Origin of the sequence: Heliorestis acidaminivorans (assembly GCF_008933955.1) — a bacterium.
Classification (GTDB): domain Bacteria; phylum Bacillota; class Desulfitobacteriia; order Heliobacteriales; family Heliobacteriaceae; genus Heliorestis; species Heliorestis acidaminivorans.
In genome coordinates this window covers 24534-47469 of sequence record NZ_WBXO01000010.1, presented here as the reverse complement: position 1 = coordinate 47469, position 22936 = coordinate 24534, and the positions used below count along the sequence as shown (strand labels likewise).

Sequence of the window (22936 nt, the reverse complement as noted above, 5' to 3'; positions counted from 1 at the left end):
AGTTTCCGTGGTAATTAATAGTTTTTATAGTGATTACTAGTTTCTGTAGTAGTGACTAGGATGGTAAGGACCAGTACGATAGGTACTTCTGTGGTTGTAGTCGCTTGGTTTATCGTGACGGTGATCCTGACGACTATCTACTTCCGTTGTTCTGTACTGCCTATTGTCTTCAATTTCGTCGTCATCATCTTCGTCAAAAGCAGTCATATCAAGGTCTTCACCGTCTTGTATATAAACGGCACGGTCACAGCTAGGACAGACTACTTCTAAGACTTCATCATCAGCTAACTCAGCTTGGTCAAAGCAGACTGTTTCTTCACAAGTAGGGCATTCGAATTCAATGAGCTCATCGTCCTCTTCATCATGGTCATGGTCGCATTGGCAGAGAAAGACATCATCATCATCGTCATCGTCGTCGAAATCATCGTCATCATCTAATTCGTAGAAGTCGCTCTCGAGCTCTACGAGATCTTCATCGATACTTTCTACCATTTCTTCGAGCGCTACCTGTTCTCTTTTCACTTCATCGATCTCATCAGCCATTTTGCCAAGCAGGTTGATCATTTCGCTGAGCAATCGACCTTCTCGGGGATCGGCCTCGATTTTCAATCCTTCGGCCATTCCTTTTATATAGGAGATACGTTCTTTTAATGAAGGCATAAAAAGTCCCTCCTCAGCAACTTATCGGCCTTTTGCTTAATTGCCAAAGGCTCACTCTAAGTATTCCCGGGAGGGCTGTAATTTAACAAGATTAGGCAAATAAAAATCTCTTTCCTGCCAAATCTTTTTTTCTATGTTTTTACCAATTATAAGACAAGCTTAGCTTTATGCTCTAGAAACGTAAGCTCCGTTGCGCGTATCGATGATCAGAAGATCATTTTCGTTGATAAAGAGAGGAACTTGAACAACAGCACCAGTTTCTAGCTTCGCTGGTTTGGTAGCACCTTGAGCAGTGTCACCACGAACACCAGGATCAGTCTCCATTACGCGAAGCTCTACCGTATTGGGTAGCTCTACGCCCATTAGATTGCCTTTCCAAGTTAAGATATGCACTTGCATATTCTCTTTCAGAAAGCGCAGTTCATATTCAAGTTGAGACTTTTGTAGAGTTGTCTGCTCATAAGTCTCTGTATCCATGAAAGTATAATCTTCGCCATCGTTATAGAGATACTCCATAGTACGACGCTCCATATGAGCTTTGGGCACTTTTTCACCGGCTCGGAAAGTACGCTCAACAACACTACCTGTCTTGACGTTTCTCAACTTAGTGCGCACGAAAGCGGCACCTTTACCAGGCTTAACATGCTGAAACTCAATTACTTGGAAAGCATCACCGTCAAGCTCAATAGTTGAACCGGTACGAAAATCGTTAGAAGAAATCATTCTGTTTGTTAAACTCCCTTCAAGTCGCTCCTCATCACTGCGACATGGTCCAAAAAAATTTGTCGATATAAGTTTAATACTTTAAGTGTAATACTTTTCTATAACCTTGAAAGGTTTTCCTGCTTACAGGAAGCTGAAAATTAAGTCTTTTAATCATCAGTATGACTCTTGTACTTAATGGCATAATCTGGTTGTAATGACATAGTGAGCGATTTGGGCGAAATGGCGTCGAGAGCGACAGTTGCATAGCGGAAAAGTGCGCCACGGTTCACATGCAGAACAGCCCAGAGGTTTGGCGCACCCGCGGAGCAACGGAGCGAACAGCCATGAAGCCCTTAGCGAACGGCGTCATTACAACCCTGTTGCCAATATATAACAGCAACTACAAGACTCCTGTTAAAGGCAAATTAACTCTTTAGGTGCTTTCGTTAAGTTGCGACAGCCACTGTCAGTGATAATAACCATGTCTTCAATGCGGACGCCACCCCATTGAGGGATATAAATACCCGGTTCTACCGTTACCACTTGCCCTACCTGCAAGATATCGTCACTACTTGGAGAAAGCTGTGGTTTCTCATGTACAACAAGACCAACACCATGACCGAGACCATGACCAAAGTAAGAGCCGTAACCAGCTTTTTCGATGATCTCTCGCGCCACTTGGTCTAGGTCACTTCCTATTTTGCCGGGACCCAGCACTTCCAGAGCTTCTTGCTGAGCTTGTAAGACTGTGCGGTAGACTTTTTGATGTTCTTCTGTAGGCTTCCCTAGAAAAAAAGTCCTTGTCGTATCGGAACAATAGCCATCTAAACGACAACCAAAGTCAATAGTGACAAATTCGCCTTCTTGCAAGGCTTTATCAGTAGCTACGCCATGAGGCAAAGCCGATCGCTCACCAGAAGCAACGATAAAGTCAAAAGCAATGCCTTCTGCGCCTTCTTTTCTAAGAAAAAATTCTAACTCTAAAGCAATCTCTTTTTCCCTTACCTCGCCCTCTGACCCTCGAAAACGCTTCTGCACATAAGTAAGAATATGCTCAAAGCCACGATCGGCTAAAGCTACAGCACGAGCTATTTTTTCTTGTTCCGCTTCATCTTTTACAGAACGCATTATTTCGATAAGGCTCGACTGATTCAATAAGTTGCGATCAGGTAAAGCCTTAGTAAGCAGTTCTTGTTGGGTAAGGGTGATGTAGTTATATTCGATGGCAATGTTTTTCCAGTTAGACTTAGTAAGTACTTCTTGAAGAGCTTTGAGCCACGATCCTTGCTGGCGATAAATCTGCCACTCTGGACTTTGCTGTTGAGCCTGTTCCCAGTAGCGAAAATCAGTGACGAGAATACTTTGATTAGGTGTAACCAATAGCAAGCCAGCTGTGCCTGTAAAACTAGATAGATAGCGGCGATTGTTAGGCTCCATGATTAACAGGGCATCAGTCTCGTCAGGCCATTGGGCACGGAGTCGTTCCAAAACTTTAGTAGCACTACTCTTCAAGAGATCACTCCTCTAACTAGCCAAGTAATGATGATATCGATGATATCGATTTCCTAATAATGATTTTAGCGACTTTCTAAGTAGTTACGAGCCGCTTCTAAAGCTAGTGTGTAGCTGTGAGCACCAAAGCCACTAATCTGACCAATAGCAAGGGGAGCTAGCATGGAGCGGTGACGAAATTCTTCGCGGCTATGGATGTTGGAAAGATGCACTTCGATAAAAGGAATAGCCGTACCGCTGAAGGCATCACGCAAGGCAATTGACGTATGTGTGTAAGCACCAGGATTGATGATGATCAGATCTACAAAGTCCATTGCCTGATGAATAAGGTCGATCAGATCGCCTTCATGATTAGATTGATAACAAGCTAATTCCCATCCCCAACTAGCGGCCATGGTCTGTAAGCTATGTTCGATTTCTGCTAAAGATGTTTGACCGTAATGAGTCGGTTCACGACGGCCTAAGAGATTCAAGTTGGGACCATTGAGCAACAGAATGCGCTTACTCAATGGCCCTTGTTCTGGCGAATATTCCTTTAAAAGATCTTTGAAAAGAACTTTCCTTGCTACTTGTGTTGGATTCTGGGTCATCTTTTTCCTCCTTGTATCGTCAGTCGCCACTTACAGGAAGAGAGGTAATTCTTACTGTAGGAGCGCCTTTGCCAACAAAAAAGGTAAGGTCATTGCCAATGCCGTCAATGTTTTGAAGCAGTTCCATTAAGTTGCCGGCGATAGCTACGCCACGGACAGGAGTCGTTAGACGACCTTTTTCGATGAGCAGTCCAGATGCGCCAATGGAGAAGTCGCCTGAGATAGGATTAGCTGTATGCATGCCCATCACTTCAGTGACATAGAAGCCATAGTCAATACCTGCCATGAGACCTTCTTGAGTCTCTTGGCCTGCTTGTAGATAAAAGTTAGTAGTGCCTACTTCAGGCGTACCACGGAAAGATCCGCGTGTGCCGTTGCCTGTGGAAATAGCACCTTCTTTGCGAGCTGTATAGCTATTGTGCAAATAGTTTTTGAGAATGCCATCTTCAATCAAAACAGTTCTAGAAGAAGGCACACCTTCACCGTCAAAAGGAGCAGAAGCGATACGACCTTCTAAGCGACCATCGTCGACTAATGTAAGGATATCAGAAGCTACGATCTGATCTTTTTTGCCTGCTAGAGGCGACTTTCCTTTTTGGACAGCTTCTGCTGTTAGCGCAGGCGTAAGTATGCCCATGAATTGAGTAACTACATAAGGATCTAAAAGTACAGGCATGCGCTTTGAAGCTATTCGTTTTGCTCCGAGCATACGCACTGCTTTATTAGCCGCTTCCTGCCCTACCTTAGTAGGGTCAATATCAGAAAAACGCAAGCCATAAGAAAGAGCAAAACCAGTCTGATTTTCGCCATTTTCTTCAGCTACTAGATAGGCATAAGCGCCACAGTAAGCGCCTCGATAGGAAGCATCGATGCCCCGAGAGTTTACAATAGAGACAGTATATTCAGCATCTTGATAGTTAGATCGTTCTGTAATCTTGACCCGCTCGTCCGTAGCACGAGCGGCCGCTTCAATCTCTTTGGCTAAGTTGATTTTCTCTTCTACTGCTGTCTTACTAATCTCGGGATCAAAAGTGTCTACATGGGGGTAAGCCTCTACTTTAGAGGGCAGGACGTGATAGGGGTCTTCTCCAGTCCAGACGGCATTAGCAATAGCTCGTTCTACAGTACTTTCGAGGACCTTCTCATCGAGGTCCGATGTATAGGCATAGCCCATTCTTCCTTTTTTGAAGATGCGCAGACCTACACCTCGGTCTTCGGCAAGTTTCATCGTTTCGACGACCCCTTGTGATACGTCGATGGATAGTTCTCTAGCATCGAGTCCGTATGCTTCGGACATCTCTGCACCTTTTTGTTGGGCGAGTTCTACCATTTTGCGGGTGATTGTGCCCATATCGATTCGACTCACCTTCACACCTGCCTTCTATTTCTACTATTTTAATAGTTTAACCAAAAATTACACTTTTACAATCTTCTGATTCTGGGAGTGCCGTCGCTTAGGATGTTTGCTAATGCGGGGAGCTTCTTATTGGGGGAATCTGGCGCACCGCCGGTGCCGCCTACGATTAGGGATTGGATGCGCATAGTAGGTTGGGCGTCAGAGACGGGAACACCTTGGCCTTCTTTACCACAAGTGCCGATGGCGTAACCTAGGTCTTTGCCGACGCGGTCGACTTTGCGGAGCACTTCAGGGCCGTTGCCTGTTAGTGTAGCTCCACGAACGGCATGAACTATTTCACCGTCTTTGATGATATAACCTTCTGCTACATCGAAAACGAAGTCACCGTTAGTCGTATTAACTTGACCGCCACCCATTTTCTTAACTAAGAGGCCTTCTTTCGTATCTTTGATAATCGCTGAAGGATCTTCATCGCCAGCGGCAATAAGTGTGTTAGTCATACGAGGGACGGGCTTATGCTGATAGGATTCGCGCCTACCATTGCCTGTCGATTCTCTCTTTTCTTTGCTTGCTGTAAAGCGGTCGTACATAAATTCTTTGAGAACGCCTTTTTCGATTAAGACGTTTTTCTGACCTTTCGTACCTTCGTCGTCAAAGCGAATTGTACCGTACTTACCTCTAATCGTACCATCGTCAATAACAGTGACTAGAGGTGACGCTACTTCCTGCCCTTTTTGGCCGCCGTAGACGGAGAGCCCTTTTTGCACAAGATCGGCTTCTAAACCATGACCACAAGCTTCGTGAACCATAGTGCCGCCAGCTTCTGCGGCCATCACGACAGGCATAGTGCCTGAGGGAGCTGGTTTGGCTTCTAGCATAAGCAATGCGCGGTCGACAGCTTTTTGGGCAATATCTTCTGGGGCTTCTTCCTCGAAAATCTCAAAGCCAACAGAGCCGCCAAGAGCTTCATAGCCTGTCTGGATCAACGAGCCATCAGCCGCTACAGCGTGAACGATAAAGCGAGAGCGAATGCGCTCATCTTCTACAAAAACACCTTCTGTGTTAGCGATAGTCACTTGCTGAATAATATCGCCAAAGCCTACAGTCACTTGCTTGATTCGATCGTCAAGGGTGCGTGCATGCTGGTTAGCGGCGAGGACTTTTTCCACTTTCTTTTCAATAGCTACTTCATCAGGCCGCAGTTGTACGGAAAGATCGACAGGAGCTAAAGGTGTACTTAAGTCTCTGCTTTTGCGAACTTGATCGCCACGAGCGCCGTGACTAGCTACACGTGCGGCATGAGCTAAGCCATCGAAGCTTACATCGTTAGTGTAAGCATAAGCAGTTGAATCACCGGCGATGACGCGAATACCAGCGCCAGCGTCAGTACCGGAATTGATGCGCTCTATTTTGTTGTCTTCACAGCCAATACCGTTGAGAGCTTTTTTCTCAATATAGATGTCGGCAAAATCGCCACCGTGACTCATAGCGATGTCTAAGATCTCCTGAAGTCCATCTTTTTCTAGAGACTGGGACAAATTATTCACCATCCTTGTGGGGCAATAAAGTTGCTTGAAGAGACCTCTTTACCTAGGCTTCCGGATCCTTATCGTGACGAGGTTTCTTCGTGACCGTAACCATACCCTGAGCGATAGCGGCAATAGCGTCAATACGAAACTGCTGGGCTAACATGTTGATCTTAGTGTATACTTCCCCTTTTACTGTTACGACATAACGTGGCGGCAAATGATTTAATGCTACGGCCATAATGTCGTGACGGCAATGGTCGCACTGGCAAATCTCTGGGTGCAGACTGATCACATCATCGAAAAGCTGTTTGACCACATCTTCCATGAGGTTGTGTAACATGGTTGTGGCCTCCTTTCAGTATTTGCACTATTAGGAGCTTTGTAGTGTTTTTTTCGACGAACGATGGAAGTTCCCTGCTAAAGTTTAAAAGTTCTATAATTGACTTTCTATGAGCTCTTGAGCGAGGAAATGTTAAATCAATGATAAAAAAAGCCCGTGACGGAAGCAAGTAAATTGCTACGATCACGGGTTTTTCTCTATTAATGATAGAGGTTAAGTTATAAGTCTTTCATTCTACTCTGAGCTATAGAATGAAACTCTTCCATATCTGTTCCTCGCAGATGCTTAGCAAGAGCCATGGCTATATCCTCTTTGATGTATGGTTTGGTAATATAATCGTCCATGCCTGCTGTTAGACATTTTTCGCGGTCGCCTTTCATGGCATCTGCTGTAAGAGCAATGATCGGAATAGGCTGTCTGCCTAGTCTTTCTTCTTGCTTACGAATAATCTTAGTCGTTTCAATACCATCCATAACAGGCATATGAATATCCATAAAGATTAGATCGACATCAATTGTTTCAAGAATATCTAAGACTTCACTGCCGTTAGTAGCTTTAATCGTTTCTAAGCCTAGCTTACTTAAGATTTGGCCAATCAACAGCATGTTCACTTTATTATCTTCAGCTACGAGAATCTTGCAAGAAAAATCTTGTAAGATTACATCTAAGCTTGCTTTTAACTCTTCCAGGGTAGATGAGTTAGCTTTTCGATTACGAGACAAGCCACCTCGGGCTAGACCTGTTGCAAAAAAGTCTAAGGGCTTAGCGGGCCCATCAACAATAACCATATCTGCCGGTAAATTAACAGGCAGACGGAAAGTAAAAGTACTTCCTTTACGAACTTGACTTTCTACGTGGAAAGTGCCACCCATCAAATGGACAAGATTCTTAGAGATGCTCAATCCTAGACCTGTGCCACCAAAGCGACGGGTCGTTGAGCCATCAGCCTGAGTAAAACTATCAAAAATAGTATCAATTTTTTGTGGTGCAATGCCAATACCTGTATCACTGACAGAAAACTCGATAATAGTAAGGTCTTCTATCCTCTCTGAACTTGACTTTGTACCATCTTCATTACCATGGCCTATAATAAATTCACTTCTATCACTTGCACTAGAGCAATTAACATAACTCTTATCACTCTGGCTAGAACAGCAATCGCTATTGTGCAGAGCTTCTACTTTTTTTATTGATAGTTTGATCTCGCCTTTTTCCGTAAACTTAACAGCATTACCGAGTAAATTAAAAAGAACTTGCCGAATGCGCAAAATATCGCCACAAAGAGTTTTCGGTAAATTGGGGTCAAGCCAAGTGCGCAGGAGCAAATTCTTTTCTTTGCATTTCGTGGAGATGACGAAGATAGGCTGTTCCACTAATTCAGGCAAAGTAAAGAGCACTTTATCGATTTCCATTTTCCCTGATTCGATCTTAGAAAAGTCAAGAATATCATTAATAATCTGTAGAAGTGAAAAGGCAGAGTGCCTGACATTTTCTAAATACCAGCGTTGGTTATCTACTAAGTCTGTGGACAGAACTAGTTCAGTCATTCCTATAATACCGTTCATGGGAGTACGAATCTCATGGCTCATATTCGCTAGAAATTCTGACTTAGCCTGGTTGGCACTATCTGCTTTTTCTTTGGCTTCTAGGATTTCTTTTTGAAACCTTTTGTTCTCAGTAATATCTTCAGCTACGCCGGCGTAACGAACAACTTTTCCTTCTTCATCTTTAATAGGAAAGACTTTGGCCAAGATCCACTTCATCGTACCATCAGGACAAATAATGCGATACTCCTGGTTAAAAGAATCACCCTTCAAGTAAGCTTCACTGTGAGCTGTTTCTAGCACTCTTTGTACATCTTCTGGATGAAGAGCTTCTAGAAAAGAGTTGGGTTTCTCATAGAGACTCTCACATGAGCGACCAAAAATCCGCTCATAGCCTGGACTTACATAGATTATTTCCTTCATTGTCCGTAACCAGATGACTTGATCGATATTTTCCGCTAACTGGCGTATATTTTCTTCATTATTACGAAGCGCTTCCTGGGCTTCTCTTCGCTCAGTTATGTCATAGCCAATAGACTGAAATTCAATAATATTATCTTGGTCGTCAAAAATGGGATAATCGGTCCATTCCTGCCAACGTACTTTCTTATCTCTTGTATAGACAGGATGCTCATAAGTTTTGGGCTCTTTAGTTTTTACCATCTCTTGAAGATGATTTTTTATAATATTGTGCAACTTTTCGGGAATAAAATCTAGAAAATGCTTCCCCAAAAGATTTTCTTCTTCTTCATTAAAATTATTGCAATAACCTTGATTCACAAAGATCAAAGTCGTGTCAGGCAAAAAGCGACAGATCATCTCTTTTTGGGTATTGATTATTTCTTTGTAGAGATGCTGTGGTTTTTTTATTGAGCTAATATCTTGAATTGTTACAGCTATATGGCCTGCTTCTGGTTCAAAGCATTGCAATCCATACCATTTATCTACTTTTTCTGCATAAAACTCTATCATAGACTCCGTCGGCGCGCTATCAAAAAAACGAAGGAAGTGAAAAGAATCTTCTAAATCTTTCTGGAAGACTTGAGAAGCTTTAGCCCCTTTGATCGCCTTGCTTGATAATCCCAGCATCTTCTCAAAAGCAGGATTAACTTCTACAAAAATATAGTCTATAAGTTTACCTTCTTCATCTCTGATCAGCTGATGCAAGGCATAACCTACGGGCATTGCCTGTAAAGCAGGATTCATATAACCTGTAGATAGTGCCATTTTTCTCACCCCATCTATTATTTAGGTGCTACAAAGGTTGTGCATAACTTCTATATAGGTAGTGCGTATTTTTTATATGTATATACCATTCTCACATAACCTTATTATACACTTTTTTGCTTAGTAATGAGTTTGTTTTTCAAAAAACCTGATAAAAACATTGTTAATCAATAGGCTTTTCCATGCAGACAAAAAAAGGCAAAAAAGCATCCCCTTCGCTTTTTAAGCTTAGGGGATGCTTTTTTGCTTTGCTTTTTGGCTTTTTAGCGTTGTTTTTTACCTACCTTCTTGTTCTACGCTTTTGACTTGCTGGGTTAGTTCAGTGATTGCTTGCGTCAATGATTCGAGTTTGCTCTCCATACGTAGAAGTAAGAAGATGGTAAGGGCGATGGGAAAGCCTACATTGGCCATGCTGTTGAGTAGATTTTCTTCCAAAAGGAAGGTCACCTCCAAAGTTTTATGAAGACCTCCAGGCTTCGGTAAGTAATGGGGTGCAAGGAGATAAGTTATCCTCCACGCCATTTACCCTTTGGAAGAGCGATGGTCCAGGGGTTAAGAAGTTATCCAGAAATTAAGCAGGGTCGTAAAGGTCGTTGATAGTAGTGTGCAGGTAACGGACATCTTTTTTGCTAACTAGGTCACCACCAGTAGAAGTAAAAGCGTTGCCAGCGATGATGTCGTCCATGACAGCTAGGATTTGTTCAGCTGTAAGATCCTCTTTAGGCTCTCGGATGCGTAAGGTTACGTCGCGACCAGCTAAGTTGGTAAAAACAAGCTCTAAAGAAGTGCTCTCTGTTACGTTCAATTCAATTTCACCTCCTTTCATTCTTAAATTCAGGCACTCTAGCGTCTAGAGTTACTGTAGAGTAGGGTCTTAGCCAGCGCTAGTGATGGAATTTACGTCAATTCGTTCAATAGCATGCAAGGGTTGGCGCATAAGTGAGAGGAGAGACTGGGCCAACTGGAATGCTTCATCATGAGAAGCCTGAGCTTTTAAGCCTCTGAAGTCTCTGTTCTGGTACTTGACAGCGCCATCAGCATCGATGGAAGTGATAACATTGATGCGTAGAGTTGAGGCTTTGGTGGTAACATTAACGGACACGGTGCGAACCTCCTTTCTTAGAACAAGTGTTTGTAACCGGCTACGGCTTTATAGTAACAGAAAGAGCCACTTTTTAGCAAAGTGACTCTAAGGCCCTGTGGGCTCATTATATTCAATTATGCGAACTTACGTTCTGCTTGCTCCCTCTAGTTCCCTATTAGAACATTTGTTCTTATTTGTATTGGAATAGCTTTTACCTAACTACTCCTCCGATGTCCAAAGTTCCCCTTGCCTTGAGGTTCATTGAAAGGGAACTCAATAAAGCGTTCGGCCGCTTCTTTGTCTACTGCATGCTCATGGACATCGCTAGAACTAATTAGCCCACGTTCATATAAACTAAATAGATGATTGTCAATAGTTTGCATGCCTGCTTTGGCGCTCGTTTGCATGACTGAGTAGATCTGATGAATTTTGTTATCGCGAATCATATTCCGAACAGCAGGAGTGCAGATGAGGCTCTCCATCACGGCAACTCGACCTTTGCCATCAACACGACGAAGAAGTCGCTGAGACAAGACACCTGCTAAAGTATTAGCTAACTGCACACGAATCTGTTGTTGTTGCCCTGGAGGAAACACATCGATAATACGCTCTACCGTCTGAGGTGCATCCATCGTATGAAGGGTAGCTAAGACTAGGTGACCAGTCTCTGCGGCAGTAATAGCGATAGAGATTGTTTCTAGATCGCGCATCTCACCGACGAGAATAACATCAGGATCTTGCCGTAACGCGGCTCGCAAAGCATCGGGAAAAGTCATACTGTCGCGACCAATCTCTCTCTGAGTGATAATACTTTTTTGGTGACGATGCAAATATTCAATAGGATCTTCTAATGTAAGTATGTGACAAGATTTTTCCGTATTAATTAAGTTTATCAACGATGCAATAGTTGTTGATTTGCCAGCTCCTGTAGGGCCTGTTACCAGAATGAGTCCTTTTGAGCGTCTAGCTAACAGTGACACACTGGGCGGCAAGCCTAGAGACTCGATTGTTGGAATTACCGTATTAATAACTCGACAGGCAATAGAGATGACGTCGCGCTGACGGAAAATATTGACACGAAAACAACTTGATTCAGCGCAGTTATAGGAAAGATCTACTTCGCCTTTACTTTCAAAGTAGGCTTTCTTTTCTTCATTCAAAATCTGACTGGCCATATATTCTGTATCTGAAGGCTCTAAAGGTGCGTAATTAAGAGGGCGCAGATCACCATGAAGTCTTACGATCGGTGGAGCACCTACAGTTATATGCAAGTCCGAAGCCCCTAAAGTTACAGCTTCCTTGAGTAGCTCATTGATATCCACAGTAGCCCTCCATCCATTTTCTGGTTGCTATATTCATTAATATGATGATTGAATTATTATTGCTTCATCAATGTTAACACCTCTAAGATAAAGCACTATCCTTTGCCTCCATATTTATCGATTCTTTCCAATTATAGCAATTCACTTGGCTAATAGGAAGCCCTCGAGAGTGCACAGTGGGGACGGTTCTTCTGTGCACTTTCTATGCAGTTTTGCTAGCTTCACAAGAATCTGTTGTTGTACCCTAGACAGAAGCAGGAATTAATTCTCCTATAGTAGAATATTTGTAACTTCAATTAGTATTTTTTGCCTGTTCCAGGCTTCAAAGGACGTGTATTTGCTTGAGTGGCAAAACAAACGAAATCGCTAGGTGGACAAGACTTTTTATGACAGATAACGAGAAAAGCTTCTTCAAACACACTAGAGGCTTTCTTGCTTTTTACTACGGCATTGAGTTAAAGAGAATCGCTCCAAGCCCTTCTGTGATTAGAGATCGAGAAGTTTATTTTGTATATTGTTGTGAACACAGCTCTACGGGGCAAGAAAGTAGTTTTACTTGGAATGAAGCTATAGGCTCTTATGAAGCTACCGTTTACCCTACAGGTGAAACTATGGTAGCAGGTGTCAGAAACTATGAATTTGCTATCCTTTCTGTTCCTAGCAAAGACGAAATTTTCAAGCTTAATAACACGAACAATGCTCAAGAAGGCGAAGACTACCTCCTATGCGAAAGAGCCGATCAGGAAAAGTTACTATCTAATGAAGAAGTATTAACATACTATAAAAATCTAGTGCTCCTTAACAGCAATCTAAGTGTTGCTAAAAAAGAAGAACTCTTAACATACTTCAAAAAGAAAAGTATCGATCAAGATACTTTTGATCGCATTATCAAAAAAGTGCACTCTTCTCGCTTCATAGTAAAAAGCATTCTCTTTTCCCCTACTATAGAAGAAGAAAGCACGACCTTAGGCAAATTAATTGCAGATAATAAATACATGGAGATCTTAGATTTTATAAAAAAAGTGCGCTACAGAAAAAATGGCCACGATATAACAATGCTATCTCTGCAATATGAGAATACGAATACACAAGTTATGCTTCATGAAAATGGAGTAGTCAAGATATGTAACGCTAAGAACAAAGTAGCGGCTGAGGAGCTTATTAGGTTGCTATAACACAGAGAATACTGAGGGGGGCGGTGCTTTTGTGTTCCTTTATGGAACATAGAAATACCGCCCCCCTTTGCTTTTTACTTGGTTCATGGCCTCATAGAGCCCCTAGCCCTTTAGCAGGTAAGGTAAGCTAAGAACTAGCGGGTAAGCTAAGCTAAAAGCTATCGATTAAGCTAAGAGCTATCGATTAAGATAGAAGCTATAGGAAGTTTTTAGAAAACCATCATTTGATTCTACTTGAACTGTTAGCTCTCCACCCTTAATGCCGCTGTCTTGCCATAAGTCTTTACTTATACTCCTTACTGTCGATCCTCTGATCAGCTTAACATTGCCTTCAGGTGCTGTTACCCTAATCTCGATGTTAGCATCCTCGTTATCCCTAGCTGAACCTTTTGTTGCACTATAACCTGTCAAATTGTAGCTACTAAAGCCAGGAAACAGAGAAAAGCTTATCCACTGCCCCTGTCCTTCCCCTTGCCCATGTCCATCAACTCGAAATTCTACGGAACTTAAGACAGGCCTTACATGTACTGTTCTGACCTCACTTACACTACCAATTGAGTAAGTTAAGGTATAGACACCGACGCTGTTTCTGTCGACTGCGCCAGTAATAGTTAAGTCCCCTAAGCTACCATTTATAACATTCACACCAGCAAGAGGGTTAAAAGACTGCCCCCGTAGGATTGCTAAGGGCTCATTGCCTTCATCGAAAATAATAATTACAGGAAGAACTCCTTCTACATCGTAATGATATCTCTTTTCTAAGACGAAGCTAGGAAGCATCCCCGCTTGGAAAGCTTGTGCTCTCAAAGTAAAATTCCCACGATTATTACGGTAGTCTGCAATTGGTCCGCTATAAAGATACAAGCCCTCTTCTAGCACACAACTGTTCGTTTCGCTATCCCAACCTATGGGTACGTTATCTTCTAAAGTGTAACAAATAGTGGGCTCGTCTGAAGTAGAGGAGTCTGTAGTAGACTGACCTGTAGCAGTCGAGCCCGAGAAAAGTGCAGAATTAAAGCCTAACTCAATAGCTACATTATTACTTAAAAAAAATGATTCTAAGCCCACAGCGGCAGGATTGGCAATTGGGGTAGCTACTCTTTCTAAGATTCTATAAGTAAGCTCAAAAAGCTCACTAGCATCCATCCCCTCTTTGACTGCTCTTGCTTTTAAGGTAAGATCGCCTGAATATCCTGCTAGTGAGATTTTGCTAGTATCGCTGTATGTATAAACGTTAGAAGCCTGACAAGCTTCATCGGGATCTGAACCATCTAGAGTATAACAAAGGGAAGCACCACTAGTATTAGAACGTAACTCAATCACATCATCACTAGTAAGGCCAATAATAGTCGGAGAAAATCTATAACTGCCTTCTACAGGCAAAGCATAAGGACTCCTTACTTTATTAAGATCCATAAGGTCTTTTCTAAAATAGATATAAGAACAATCATCAATGGTACAAGCATTAGTCGGACTATTGCTCAAAGAGTTAACTAACAAGACTTCAGACTCAATAGCAAAAGATTGACCCTTTTCTTCCCCTGCTAACTTGAATTTTAACACTCGATTTTCTACTCTAAATTCATAGTCACTTATAACACCTTCAGGAGTTATGCTAAAAGGTGGGCTATCTTTTTTTATAAAATTGATACGATAGTAGTTAGTTCCCTCAATCTTTTTCATGCTGAAAAACAGATCGCCTTCTGCAGGAGCAGGCACTTCATCTGAATTGCTACCAAACTCAACCATAGTGGCATTTCTCAGCTCTTGGGTAATTCGATCAGCTACAAAACGAACATCTCGTTGAGCAATAGATTGGGCTTCACCTTTTTGAAAAGCATTGATTCCAAAAGCAAAAAAGGAGGCACCCATGGCCATGATCAGGCCAAGTAAAGCGATGGTGATCAATAGTTCTACTAAAGTAAAGCCGCCTTCTAAAGTTAAGCGACCTTCTAAGTTAATGCGGCCATTGTTTTTACGATTAGAAGACTTCACCCTTTAGCCCCCTGTCTCTTTTCTATTGCCAAATTAACTCCATTGCGAATTTAATGTGATGGTACAAAAACAGTTATATTAACTTGTTGATCGTCCAGATATTCCTTGCTTATATCAACTTTAGTTCCAAGAGCCTCTAATGTAATTGACTCTGTACCGCTAAGAGCGCTCAAAGGTATCTTAATAGGATTGGAAATAGGATGATCCGTTTTAGTAACCCCTGGAGCAGTGTAGTTAGGATTACGAATGATCTTATCTATAACTTCCTGACCCTCAAAGAGAGCGTTACTCTTATGACCAGAGTGGAAAATTCCTTGATAAGAGATAGTAAATAAGGATAAGTAAGCAACAACGATTATGGATAAGATTGCTAAGGCAACTAAGAGCTCTACTAAAGTAAGCCCTCTGGAATTTTTGATGACTAGGTTGACCTCTTTAGTCCATTTGGCAAGCATAAGTAAAGCCTCCTACCTCCATTGCAATCTCTTGTAACTTGTTGCAAAAGAGCCATCGTAATCACTAGAAAGCTCTCTGTGAGTGATGGTAATGTTTTTGCTGGTATGGTCAACTAATAGCTCACAGATGACAGAGCCCACAATATGGGAATTGCCGTTCATTCTTAACTTGGCTTCTGGACCATAGATAACTCCGTAAAAAGTGCTATTAGCCCAGATATCTATCTGACTGCCGCTATCTAAGAGGACCGTAAACTTATCAGGTTTGTCCATTTCTACATTAGGCGTTTGAAAAATGGCTCTATTTCTTACATAAAGGTAAACCTGACCATCTCCAACTATTCTCATCTTAGTTTTTAATTCAAATAAATCAAAAAGCACCTTAAGCTTCTGCTCACTGCTAGTAGTATGAAAAACAAGCTCACCGTTTTGCATAGTTAGATTGCCATAATAGCCATCTTCGGAAATAGTTATTGTTTTATTACTACCTGTGCCAGTTTCCGTGTAATTGCGAGAAGGTAAGCTTAAGGAATCGAAGTCTGGCAAAGGATGATCTATGCCAGCATTATGAGTTCTACTGCCTGTTACAGTGCCACCTGTTATCTCCTGAGCGGAGTTAGAGGAAACATTGCCATAAATCGTAACATTGTTCAAATTCAAGGGTTGTGTACCGGCAGTCCTCAAAGCATCAGCGAAAAAGTCTATAGAATCTTCTTTACTTATTAACAGCTTTACTTCTTGCGATGTATCGCCAACTATCCCTTTGGAATGAATAGTGACCCTGCCAGTGCTTTCATCTACCTGAACAGCTTCAATAGAAAATCGTCCTGACCCAAAGGGTACTTCTGCTGTGGATGACTTACCCTGTAACTGCCCTACTTCTCCCGGGTTTCTTATTATCCAATCGGCCACAGCGTCAGCACCTGAGCGAGCAAGATAATAAGCTTGCATACTTTTCTCGTTGAAAGCTACTTGCTTAACATCGCTATTACTGTAGGTAGCTAGAGCTGTGCCCAGAGTTAACAAGACAACCATAGCGATCAAGGCCAGCGGTAATGCAGATCCCCGGTTATTGTTCAAGTATCCTGGCATAACCAATCTTCCCTTCTGTGATTACTGCTGAATTGGGGCGAAAGATTTTTCTTATTATCATAGTGCATAGTCAGGCTATAGGGCTTTTCTTTTTTCTATAGCTATATTATAGCATATTGTAATAAAAAGGCCTCTATTGGAAACTTTTATCCAGTAGAGGCTTTTTTTCTTCAGCTAGCTTATTGGTTTGACGGTCTTTGTCTTTTTTGACCTTCATTATTGTTATTGTCTAATCAGGAGCAATCAGAGAGAAAATTGCCAAACAAGTGACATAATTCGACAATATTTCTCATTGTTTAACATCTTGTACAGAATTATAATAGTGTCATTAGAATAGTTACTAATATATAATTTTATTTATGTAAAAGAAAGCAGGTAAAATGTTCAAATGTTCAGAAATCTAAATGCACTTACAAAAATACTAACTCTTGTAGTAATGTTAATTCTCTTTATGATCAGCGTTGGCACAGTTGGCTTCTATTACACCAACGTTATTACCGATGAAGTGGAAGAAATGTATAATGAACGGCTCTATCCAATTAAGTTAGTCAACGAAGCTCGAGCTAACTCAAGAGCCGCTGAAGCTATTACGAAAGAACTACTGCTTGCCAACATTGACAGTACAACGACAAAAGAGCTTATGGACTATGCAAACCAACGGATTAGCAACGTTGACAACATAATAGCTGACTTTGAAAAAACAAACCTCGACACTTTTGAAGCAGAAAAACTGCAACAATTCAAAGAAGCTCAGAAAATATATCGAACAGAGCGCGAAAAAGCCTTAGCATTGTCTTTTAATGGTGAAAAGGAAGCAGGCTATGTTTATTTTGTACAAAATGCATCGTCTATCTTAAATGAACTAAACAAAATTCTTTCCGATATAGCAGAACATAATGACGAAGAAGCAGTACGGCTTTTTGCACTGGCCAAAGAGAATAGCAATCGTGCTGATACAATGATTATTGTCTTTACTACTCTTGCCTCGCTTTTTTCTTTAGTTCTAGGATCTTTTATAGCCTTAATGATTTCCAAACCTTTAATAGAAGTAGTTGAGAAAATAAAAGAAGTTGCCAATGGCAATCTAGCGATCAAGCCAGTGGATGTAAAATCTACCGATGAAGTAGGTCAGTTAGGCAAGGCTCTTAACCAGATGATCGAAAACTTAAGAAGCGTGATAAGACAAGTCAACGAGTCGGCAGAACAAGTTGCCGCTTCATCAGAAGAATTATCTGCTAGCTCACAACAATTTGCCGCATCGAATCAACAAGTAGCCACGTCCGTAAATGTTGTAGCACTAAGCGTTCAAGACCAAGAAAAAGCCATTGATAAAACTTCTACTATTATTGAGCAAGTCTCTTCAGGCATGCAACAAATTGCCGCTAATGCTCACTCTGGCGCAACTATCGCAGAGCAAACAACTAATGCGGCTAATGAGGGTAGCGAGTCTATCAAGTATGTAATAAGTCAAATGAACAACATAGAGCAAGCCGTTAACAATACAGCCGAGGTGATAACATCTCTAGGCGAAAGATCTAAAGAGATAGAACAAATTGTGGTGGCTATCTCTGGTATAGCGGCGCAAACTAATCTCCTAGCTTTGAATGCCGCTATTGAAGCCGCTCGGGCAGGTGAACAAGGTAAGGGCTTCGCTGTGGTAGCTGAAGAAGTTCGCAAATTGGCAGAACAAGCAGAAGGCTCTTCCAAAGAAATTGCCCAGCTAATAGGTGAAATCCAAAAAGATACGGATAAAGCAATTGTAGTTATGAATAAAGGGACACACGAAGTTAAGGTTGGTTCAGAAGTTGTAAATAAAGCAGGAAGATCCTTCACTGAAATAGCAAAATTGATTAATGACATGTCTCAGCAAATGAGTGAAATATCAGCCTCGACACAAGAAACAGCAAGGGGAGCTCAAGAAATTACTTCTTCAATGAAAGAACTAGAAAAAATAAGCAGAGAAAATACAAGCCAAGCCCAGAATATTTCTGCCGCTACAGAAGAGCAATCTGCTTCAATGGAGCAAATATCTTCATCTAGCCAAAGTCTGGCACAGATGTCTGTTGATTTGCAATCATCGATTAATCGGTTTAGGGTTTAGGAGAGTTTTTCTGTAGATTACTGGCGCTTATGCATAGTTTTGTTACAACTGATGCACCTACTGGATAATTTTTTCCGGTAGGTGCATCAGTTTTTTAGTTCTGGCAGGGCTGATTGACACAAAAGTGTCACAAAGTTGCAACAAAGTCGTCATAAAGCTTTGCTAAAGTATAAGTAGTTAAAAGAAAGATCAGGAACACCGAAAGGAGTCATGGACTATGGCCAAACTCAATCTAAGAAGCTTTGTTTCCCTTACATTATTCATCAGTATTGTACTTGTCGTATATACTGGCATTATTCTCTACATTGCACCGGCAGGTCGCATTGCTAACTGGAGCGACTGGACTGTCTTAGGTCTATCTAAAGAAAGTTACAGCAATATTCACACCACAGCTTCTTTTCTTTTTACCTTCTTTTCCGTCTGGCACTGTGCACTGAACTGGAAAGCAATTGTCTGCTATCTACAAAAAAATAAAAGTAAAAAGACAATGTTTTTCACCAAAGAGTTTATAGCCGCTCTTGCTCTCACTGTCTTTGTCTTATTGGGTACTCACTATCATGTACCACCTGTAAGTGTCATTCTAGATGTAGGCGAGGGCATTAAAGCTAGTTGGGAAGATCAAGAACCTCTTCATGACCCACTAGACATGACTAGCAAGGTAGGTGGTTCTGGAGCTGGTTATGGTTTTTATTCAATAGAGCAAATCTCCAATCAAGAAGGTATTGCTGTAGAAAGAGCTATCGAAAGATTGCAAAAAGCAGGCGTGTCAGCTACGGCTGATACGGAAATTCGGGAAATTGTACGCCACCATGGACTGTCGATGCAAGAAGTAGTTGAATTGATGCTAGGGGATTAGGAAGAAGAAGGCGGAAAGTGTGTTTTGTGATCTTTTAGTTGCTTTGGAGTTTTTTGGGGAAGGCATAAGTAAAAAAAAGCGCCTACTGGATATTTTAGCCAGTAGGCGCTTTTTGGTTGTTAGGCTGTTTGGTATAGGGTATGAGTTGTGTGGGTGGACGTCCTAGTCAAGTAGGATTTGCATTCCCGATCAGCACCAGTTCTAATGAGTAGATATAGTTGTTTTTTCTAGTAGACGATTTGTAGATGTGCTTCTAATTTCGTAACCGCTTTTTTGATCGTATTCAATAAAGAAAACTTCACCAGAGCCTCCAGGAATATTTTTAGTTTCTATTATTATCGAATAAGAATCTTGTAGTAAAACTTTTTCTACATCTATATAACGTTTGTTTTCAATACTTTGTAAATAATATACCTTAAATCCGCTATCGTTTAAATAATACGGCTTTCCGTCTGCATTATATAATGGGCTTCCATCAAATATTACCTCTTCTGTTAGAGTAATTGTAAATTTATTTGCTGTTGCCACTCTACTTACACTCTGAATAAATGGATAAATATAATATTCAAATGTTTCAATCAAACTATCTCCTAATCCCTCCTTTGTAGCCATAGCTTTAATTGTAACATCTTCTTCAACAACTGGTACATTCCTACTATTTATGTCTAAAGTAGGATTATACTTATGATTGGGCTCAGCTAAATCAATATCCGTACCATCCATAGTAAAGTAGATTTCAGCTTCAATTGTTTCTGAAGATAGTCGTATCTCTTGATTTTTTTTCACTTTTCCCGGCAATGGATTTGCTTTTGGAGGTTCTGTTCTTAAAGATCGTACTTCTATCGTTGCTGTCAAATCGTTACCACCTTTTAAAGCAGTTCCTTTGACAGTAATTGAAGCAAAACCCTTTTCAATCTCATCTAACTCTCCGTCTATAGTTAATACAACTACATTATTATCTATTTCTATTTCGTCTATTGTCATAGATTTGAAGGCTCCACCTAAAGAAAAGTATTCTTCCTCAAATTCAATCAACTCTTCTTTTATTAATGTTAACCTAAAATCAGATGGGAAATCATGGTCCTCTCTGATTAAATTTGGGACTACTCGAAGAGATGTTACTTCATCAGGATCAACTTTCTCATAGACAACACCGTAACTACTAGTAGAGTTTGAAACTCCTTCTTTTTTTATAGAGGATTTCAAGTTCAATACGCTTACATCAGTCACAATATCGTAAGTACTCTCTCCATCTGTTCCAATTACCTTAAAGTTGATCATTCCATTTGTATTAGTTGTATTAACTATTAAGTTAATGTTTACATTATCGCTAGTAGTCATAGGTATTTCACGAGCTACATTGTTGTCTTTGTTTTTATGGTAAAGTTTGTTATTTTTGATATAAATATAATTTAACTCGTCTGTTACTTCATTTGGAATAGCAAAGTTGCTACTATCGATTATTTGTACGCTATAGGCATATCTCAGTTCTTCAGTAATAAATATAGATGCCATACGAACTTTAGATTGTAAATTATATTGTTCTTCTCCACTAGCAAAAGATTTCAGTCCAAAAAACAAAAAAGTATAACCAATAAGCAAAAACAAAAGTAATAACGTAAGAGTAACTAATAGTTCAACAAGAGTAAATCCACTTTTATTCCAATTTAATCTTTTGATAACATCCCCCCCTCTCCATTATCTTCCATGTTTATTAGTGTATATTTTTATTTATCTGGAACAAAAACAGACAATGAAACGGATGCATTATCATTTCCGAATCCATCAGTATATTTCCTTTTCATTATTATTTCATTTCCTGGAATTTTAATTTTATTATCCGTAAAAGAACCATTAGTAAAATTCACTATTAATTCATCCGGCGGCGTTTTTACGGCTTTATTAATTATTTGTTGCTCCATATCTTGTTGAGTTTCAAACAAAGCTTCACCTTTATATCCGCTTGAGTAAATACCTTGAAAACTATTGGTAAACAAACCTAAATAAGCAACTAAAACAATCGATATCAGTGAAAGAGACACTAACACCTCAACTAATGTGAACCCCGATTCTTCAGATAAAATTTTCATTATTCCACCACCTGAGAAAATTACTTACTCCAGGAACCTCTTATATATCCTACAGAAGGCAAGTTAATATTATCCGGTGCAATCCCACCACCAGCATAGTACACATCACCATTTGCAGATATATTTACCTTACCTGCAATTATAGCACCTGTAAATATGCCCGACTTGTATGTTACAGTAGCATCAGGTGCATATATATAACCGTTAAATATATTTTTCCCTGTCTGAAGTGTAATCTCTTTATTTGGCGCACAAAATAAAAATATTTGATTTGGTTTACCACTTACTTCTCCAAAAATAGATGCACCTTCTTTGAGATAGAGTAGTAACACTCCATCGCCAGTTACTTCTATTTTTCCATTATTAACAATTAATTCTTTGTCCATTAATACTTTCAATTGTTCTCCACTGTTACCTGTATTAAATATTAAAGGTTCTTTTTTATCAAGAAGCTTCACTTGATTATCATAATGTATTAAATCTTCCGTAGAAGTGGGGAAATTAACAGCAGGAAATTCCGTACTAGCATAGCTGTCTGTTTCTCCCTTAATTGTGGCATTATTGCCTACTGTTATCAAGCCTCCTGATACAACATCTCCTTCAACGAACGCACCAGCTCCAACATTAACACTATCGTGACCGTAAATTGTTGAGTCAAACAAATTTCTAGGTACAACACTTAAAATAACATTTTTCGTTACATCACCTACTGTGCCTTTAGCTTGTATTTCTATTCCATTATGGTTTGTAACTGACACATAAAAAGTACCCTCCCCTAGTGCTCCAGTTCCTTCTTTAACTTTCGTTGCTTCAACTAATTTGTCTAATTCATTTGAATCGTTAATAATATGAGCAGCTAGTGCATCTGCAGCAGAACGAGCAATGTAATAAGCTTTCATTGATTTTTCATTATGCGCCACATGAATTGCATCAGTATTACTATATTGAGCTAAGGCTGTTCCAAATAAAAGTAGAACGAAAACTATAACTAAAGCTAAAGGTAAAGCAGCACCTTTTTGGTTAAATAAATAATACACTTCTATACCACCCCTTTATCTTTATTATAATTGTTAAGCTTTTTTGTTTTTTATCAAACATGATGAAGAACTGAATTTCGTGGAAAAACTTTACCCCTTATTCCATATTATATCATGTACTTTTTAGCTTGCCTTCAATATTTAACACATTCCGTCCAAAAATTACTCATTCCTTCTACACTAACATAACCAACTCTTATTCCAATATATGAAGGTTTACTCTCCATTAGTGCCTCATCCAAAACTTAATGGCTCATAGCAAAAT

The 22936-nt window shown here is 40.4% G+C and carries 22 protein-coding genes and 1 pseudogene; 3 read left to right on the top strand and 20 right to left on the bottom strand.

Annotated features, from left to right (window positions below):
* Positions 1–36: 36 nt before the first annotated feature.
* The 13 genes from F9B85_RS11590 to F9B85_RS11535 form a co-directional block, all read right to left on the bottom strand.
* A complete protein-coding gene (locus tag F9B85_RS11590; RefSeq protein ID WP_151621093.1) occupies positions 37–660 on the bottom strand; it encodes a CD1247 N-terminal domain-containing protein in 624 nt (207 codons plus the stop codon).
* Positions 661–825: 165 nt separating this feature from the next.
* A complete protein-coding gene (gene efp / locus F9B85_RS11585) occupies positions 826–1383 on the bottom strand; it encodes an elongation factor P (RefSeq protein WP_151621091.1) in 558 nt (185 codons plus the stop codon).
* Between the two features lie 149 nt (positions 1384–1532).
* A complete protein-coding gene (locus tag F9B85_RS14940) occupies positions 1533–1655 on the bottom strand; it encodes a hypothetical protein (RefSeq protein ID WP_279237774.1) in 123 nt (40 codons plus the stop codon).
* 124 nt (positions 1656–1779) lie between these two features.
* Complete coding sequence (locus F9B85_RS11580) at positions 1780–2877, bottom strand: M24 family metallopeptidase (RefSeq protein ID WP_151621089.1); 1098 nt, start codon at positions 2875–2877, stop codon at positions 1780–1782.
* Between the two features lie 65 nt (positions 2878–2942).
* On the bottom strand, positions 2943–3467 hold the full coding sequence (aroQ, locus tag F9B85_RS11575) for a type II 3-dehydroquinate dehydratase (RefSeq protein ID WP_151621087.1): 525 nt from the start codon (positions 3465–3467) through the stop codon (positions 2943–2945).
* A 19-nt stretch (positions 3468–3486) separates the two neighbouring features.
* Positions 3487–4833 carry a TldD/PmbA family protein gene (locus F9B85_RS11570; RefSeq protein ID WP_243138190.1) on the bottom strand — a complete coding sequence of 449 codons (1347 nt, stop codon included), beginning with the start codon at positions 4831–4833 and terminating at the stop codon, positions 3487–3489.
* A gap of 56 nt (positions 4834–4889) precedes the next feature.
* Positions 4890–6311, bottom strand: a complete 1422-nt coding sequence (locus F9B85_RS11565) for a TldD/PmbA family protein (RefSeq protein ID WP_243138197.1) — start codon at positions 6309–6311, stop codon at positions 4890–4892.
* Between the two features lie 103 nt (positions 6312–6414).
* A complete protein-coding gene (locus tag F9B85_RS11560) occupies positions 6415–6693 on the bottom strand; it encodes a late competence development ComFB family protein (RefSeq protein WP_151621083.1) in 279 nt (92 codons plus the stop codon).
* Between the two features lie 218 nt (positions 6694–6911).
* Positions 6912–9464, bottom strand: coding sequence for a PAS domain S-box protein (locus F9B85_RS11555; RefSeq protein WP_151621081.1), 2553 nt, complete (start codon positions 9462–9464; stop codon positions 6912–6914).
* A 276-nt stretch (positions 9465–9740) separates the two neighbouring features.
* Complete coding sequence (locus F9B85_RS14825; RefSeq protein WP_243138189.1) at positions 9741–9899, bottom strand: YvrJ family protein; 159 nt, start codon at positions 9897–9899, stop codon at positions 9741–9743.
* Between the two features lie 136 nt (positions 9900–10035).
* Entirely contained in the window at positions 10036–10269 is a 234-nt protein-coding gene (locus tag F9B85_RS11545; RefSeq protein WP_243138187.1) for a DUF2922 domain-containing protein, read from the bottom strand.
* Positions 10270–10338: 69 nt separating this feature from the next.
* Entirely contained in the window at positions 10339–10566 is a 228-nt protein-coding gene (locus F9B85_RS11540) for a DUF1659 domain-containing protein (RefSeq protein WP_151621075.1), read from the bottom strand.
* A gap of 197 nt (positions 10567–10763) precedes the next feature.
* Positions 10764–11870, bottom strand: coding sequence for a type IV pilus twitching motility protein PilT (locus F9B85_RS11535; protein WP_151621073.1), 1107 nt, complete (start codon positions 11868–11870; stop codon positions 10764–10766).
* Between the two features lie 386 nt (positions 11871–12256).
* On the opposite strand from F9B85_RS11535, the gene F9B85_RS11530 reads away from it, so the two are divergent.
* A complete protein-coding gene (locus F9B85_RS11530; protein WP_151621071.1) occupies positions 12257–13045 on the top strand; it encodes a hypothetical protein in 789 nt (262 codons plus the stop codon).
* 177 nt (positions 13046–13222) lie between these two features.
* Here the strand turns inward: F9B85_RS11530 and F9B85_RS11525 are convergent, their stop codons facing one another.
* The 3 genes from F9B85_RS11525 to F9B85_RS11515 are packed head-to-tail and all read right to left on the bottom strand — an operon-like array spanning position 13223 to position 16587.
* Entirely contained in the window at positions 13223–15040 is a 1818-nt protein-coding gene (locus F9B85_RS11525; protein ID WP_151621069.1) for a chitobiase/beta-hexosaminidase C-terminal domain-containing protein, read from the bottom strand.
* Between the two features lie 50 nt (positions 15041–15090).
* Complete coding sequence (locus tag F9B85_RS11520) at positions 15091–15495, bottom strand: type IV pilus modification PilV family protein (RefSeq protein ID WP_151621067.1); 405 nt, start codon at positions 15493–15495, stop codon at positions 15091–15093.
* A 12-nt stretch (positions 15496–15507) separates the two neighbouring features.
* Entirely contained in the window at positions 15508–16587 is a 1080-nt protein-coding gene (locus tag F9B85_RS11515; protein ID WP_151621065.1) for a DUF7305 domain-containing protein, read from the bottom strand.
* A 388-nt stretch (positions 16588–16975) separates the two neighbouring features.
* Here F9B85_RS11515 and F9B85_RS11510 point away from each other — a divergent pair, with 388 nt between their 5' ends.
* Both F9B85_RS11510 and F9B85_RS11505 read left to right on the top strand, forming a co-directional pair.
* Positions 16976–18688 (top strand): methyl-accepting chemotaxis protein, encoded by a 1713-nt coding sequence (locus F9B85_RS11510; protein ID WP_151621063.1) that lies wholly within the window; start codon positions 16976–16978, stop codon positions 18686–18688.
* A 217-nt stretch (positions 18689–18905) separates the two neighbouring features.
* Positions 18906–19544, top strand: a complete 639-nt coding sequence (locus F9B85_RS11505; RefSeq protein WP_151621061.1) for a DUF4405 domain-containing protein — start codon at positions 18906–18908, stop codon at positions 19542–19544.
* Between the two features lie 201 nt (positions 19545–19745).
* Here the strand turns inward: F9B85_RS11505 and F9B85_RS11500 are convergent, their stop codons facing one another.
* The 4 genes and pseudogenes from F9B85_RS11500 to F9B85_RS11485 form a co-directional block, all read right to left on the bottom strand.
* A complete protein-coding gene (locus F9B85_RS11500) occupies positions 19746–21125 on the bottom strand; it encodes a chitobiase/beta-hexosaminidase C-terminal domain-containing protein (protein ID WP_151621059.1) in 1380 nt (459 codons plus the stop codon).
* A 12-nt stretch (positions 21126–21137) separates the two neighbouring features.
* Positions 21138–21224 (bottom strand): annotated as a pseudogene (locus tag F9B85_RS15055) (prepilin-type N-terminal cleavage/methylation domain-containing protein); the annotation flags it as partial.
* A 47-nt stretch (positions 21225–21271) separates the two neighbouring features.
* Positions 21272–21634 (bottom strand): type IV pilus modification PilV family protein, encoded by a 363-nt coding sequence (locus F9B85_RS11490; protein ID WP_151621057.1) that lies wholly within the window; start codon positions 21632–21634, stop codon positions 21272–21274.
* A gap of 20 nt (positions 21635–21654) precedes the next feature.
* Positions 21655–22671, bottom strand: a complete 1017-nt coding sequence (locus tag F9B85_RS11485) for a DUF7305 domain-containing protein (protein WP_151621055.1) — start codon at positions 22669–22671, stop codon at positions 21655–21657.
* Positions 22672–22936: the final 265 nt, after the last annotated feature.

Bases quoted from the DNA above. Each gene is read 5' to 3' on its own strand.
- F9B85_RS11555 (WP_151621081.1), bottom strand. From the start codon at position 9,464: ATGGCACTATCTACAGGTTATATGAATCCTGCTTTACAGGCAATGCCC.
- F9B85_RS11530 (WP_151621071.1), top strand. From the start codon at position 12,257: ATGACAGATAACGAGAAAAGCTTCTTCAAACACACTAGAGGCTTTCTT.
- aroQ (WP_151621087.1), bottom strand. From the start codon at position 3,467: ATGACCCAGAATCCAACACAAGTAGCAAGGAAAGTTCTTTTCAAAGAT.
- F9B85_RS11505 (WP_151621061.1), top strand. From the start codon at position 18,906: ATGGCCAAACTCAATCTAAGAAGCTTTGTTTCCCTTACATTATTCATC.
- F9B85_RS11565 (WP_243138197.1), bottom strand. From the start codon at position 6,311: ATGAGTCACGGTGGCGATTTTGCCGACATCTATATTGAGAAAAAAGCT.
- efp (WP_151621091.1), bottom strand. From the start codon at position 1,383: ATGATTTCTTCTAACGATTTTCGTACCGGTTCAACTATTGAGCTTGAC.
- F9B85_RS11560 (WP_151621083.1), bottom strand. From the start codon at position 6,693: ATGTTACACAACCTCATGGAAGATGTGGTCAAACAGCTTTTCGATGAT.
- F9B85_RS11515 (WP_151621065.1), bottom strand. From the start codon at position 16,587: ATGCCAGGATACTTGAACAATAACCGGGGATCTGCATTACCGCTGGCC.
- F9B85_RS11490 (WP_151621057.1), bottom strand. From the start codon at position 21,634: ATGAAAATTTTATCTGAAGAATCGGGGTTCACATTAGTTGAGGTGTTA.
- F9B85_RS11590 (WP_151621093.1), bottom strand. From the start codon at position 660: ATGCCTTCATTAAAAGAACGTATCTCCTATATAAAAGGAATGGCCGAA.
- F9B85_RS11520 (WP_151621067.1), bottom strand. From the start codon at position 15,495: ATGCTTGCCAAATGGACTAAAGAGGTCAACCTAGTCATCAAAAATTCC.
- F9B85_RS11510 (WP_151621063.1), top strand. From the start codon at position 16,976: ATGTTCAGAAATCTAAATGCACTTACAAAAATACTAACTCTTGTAGTA.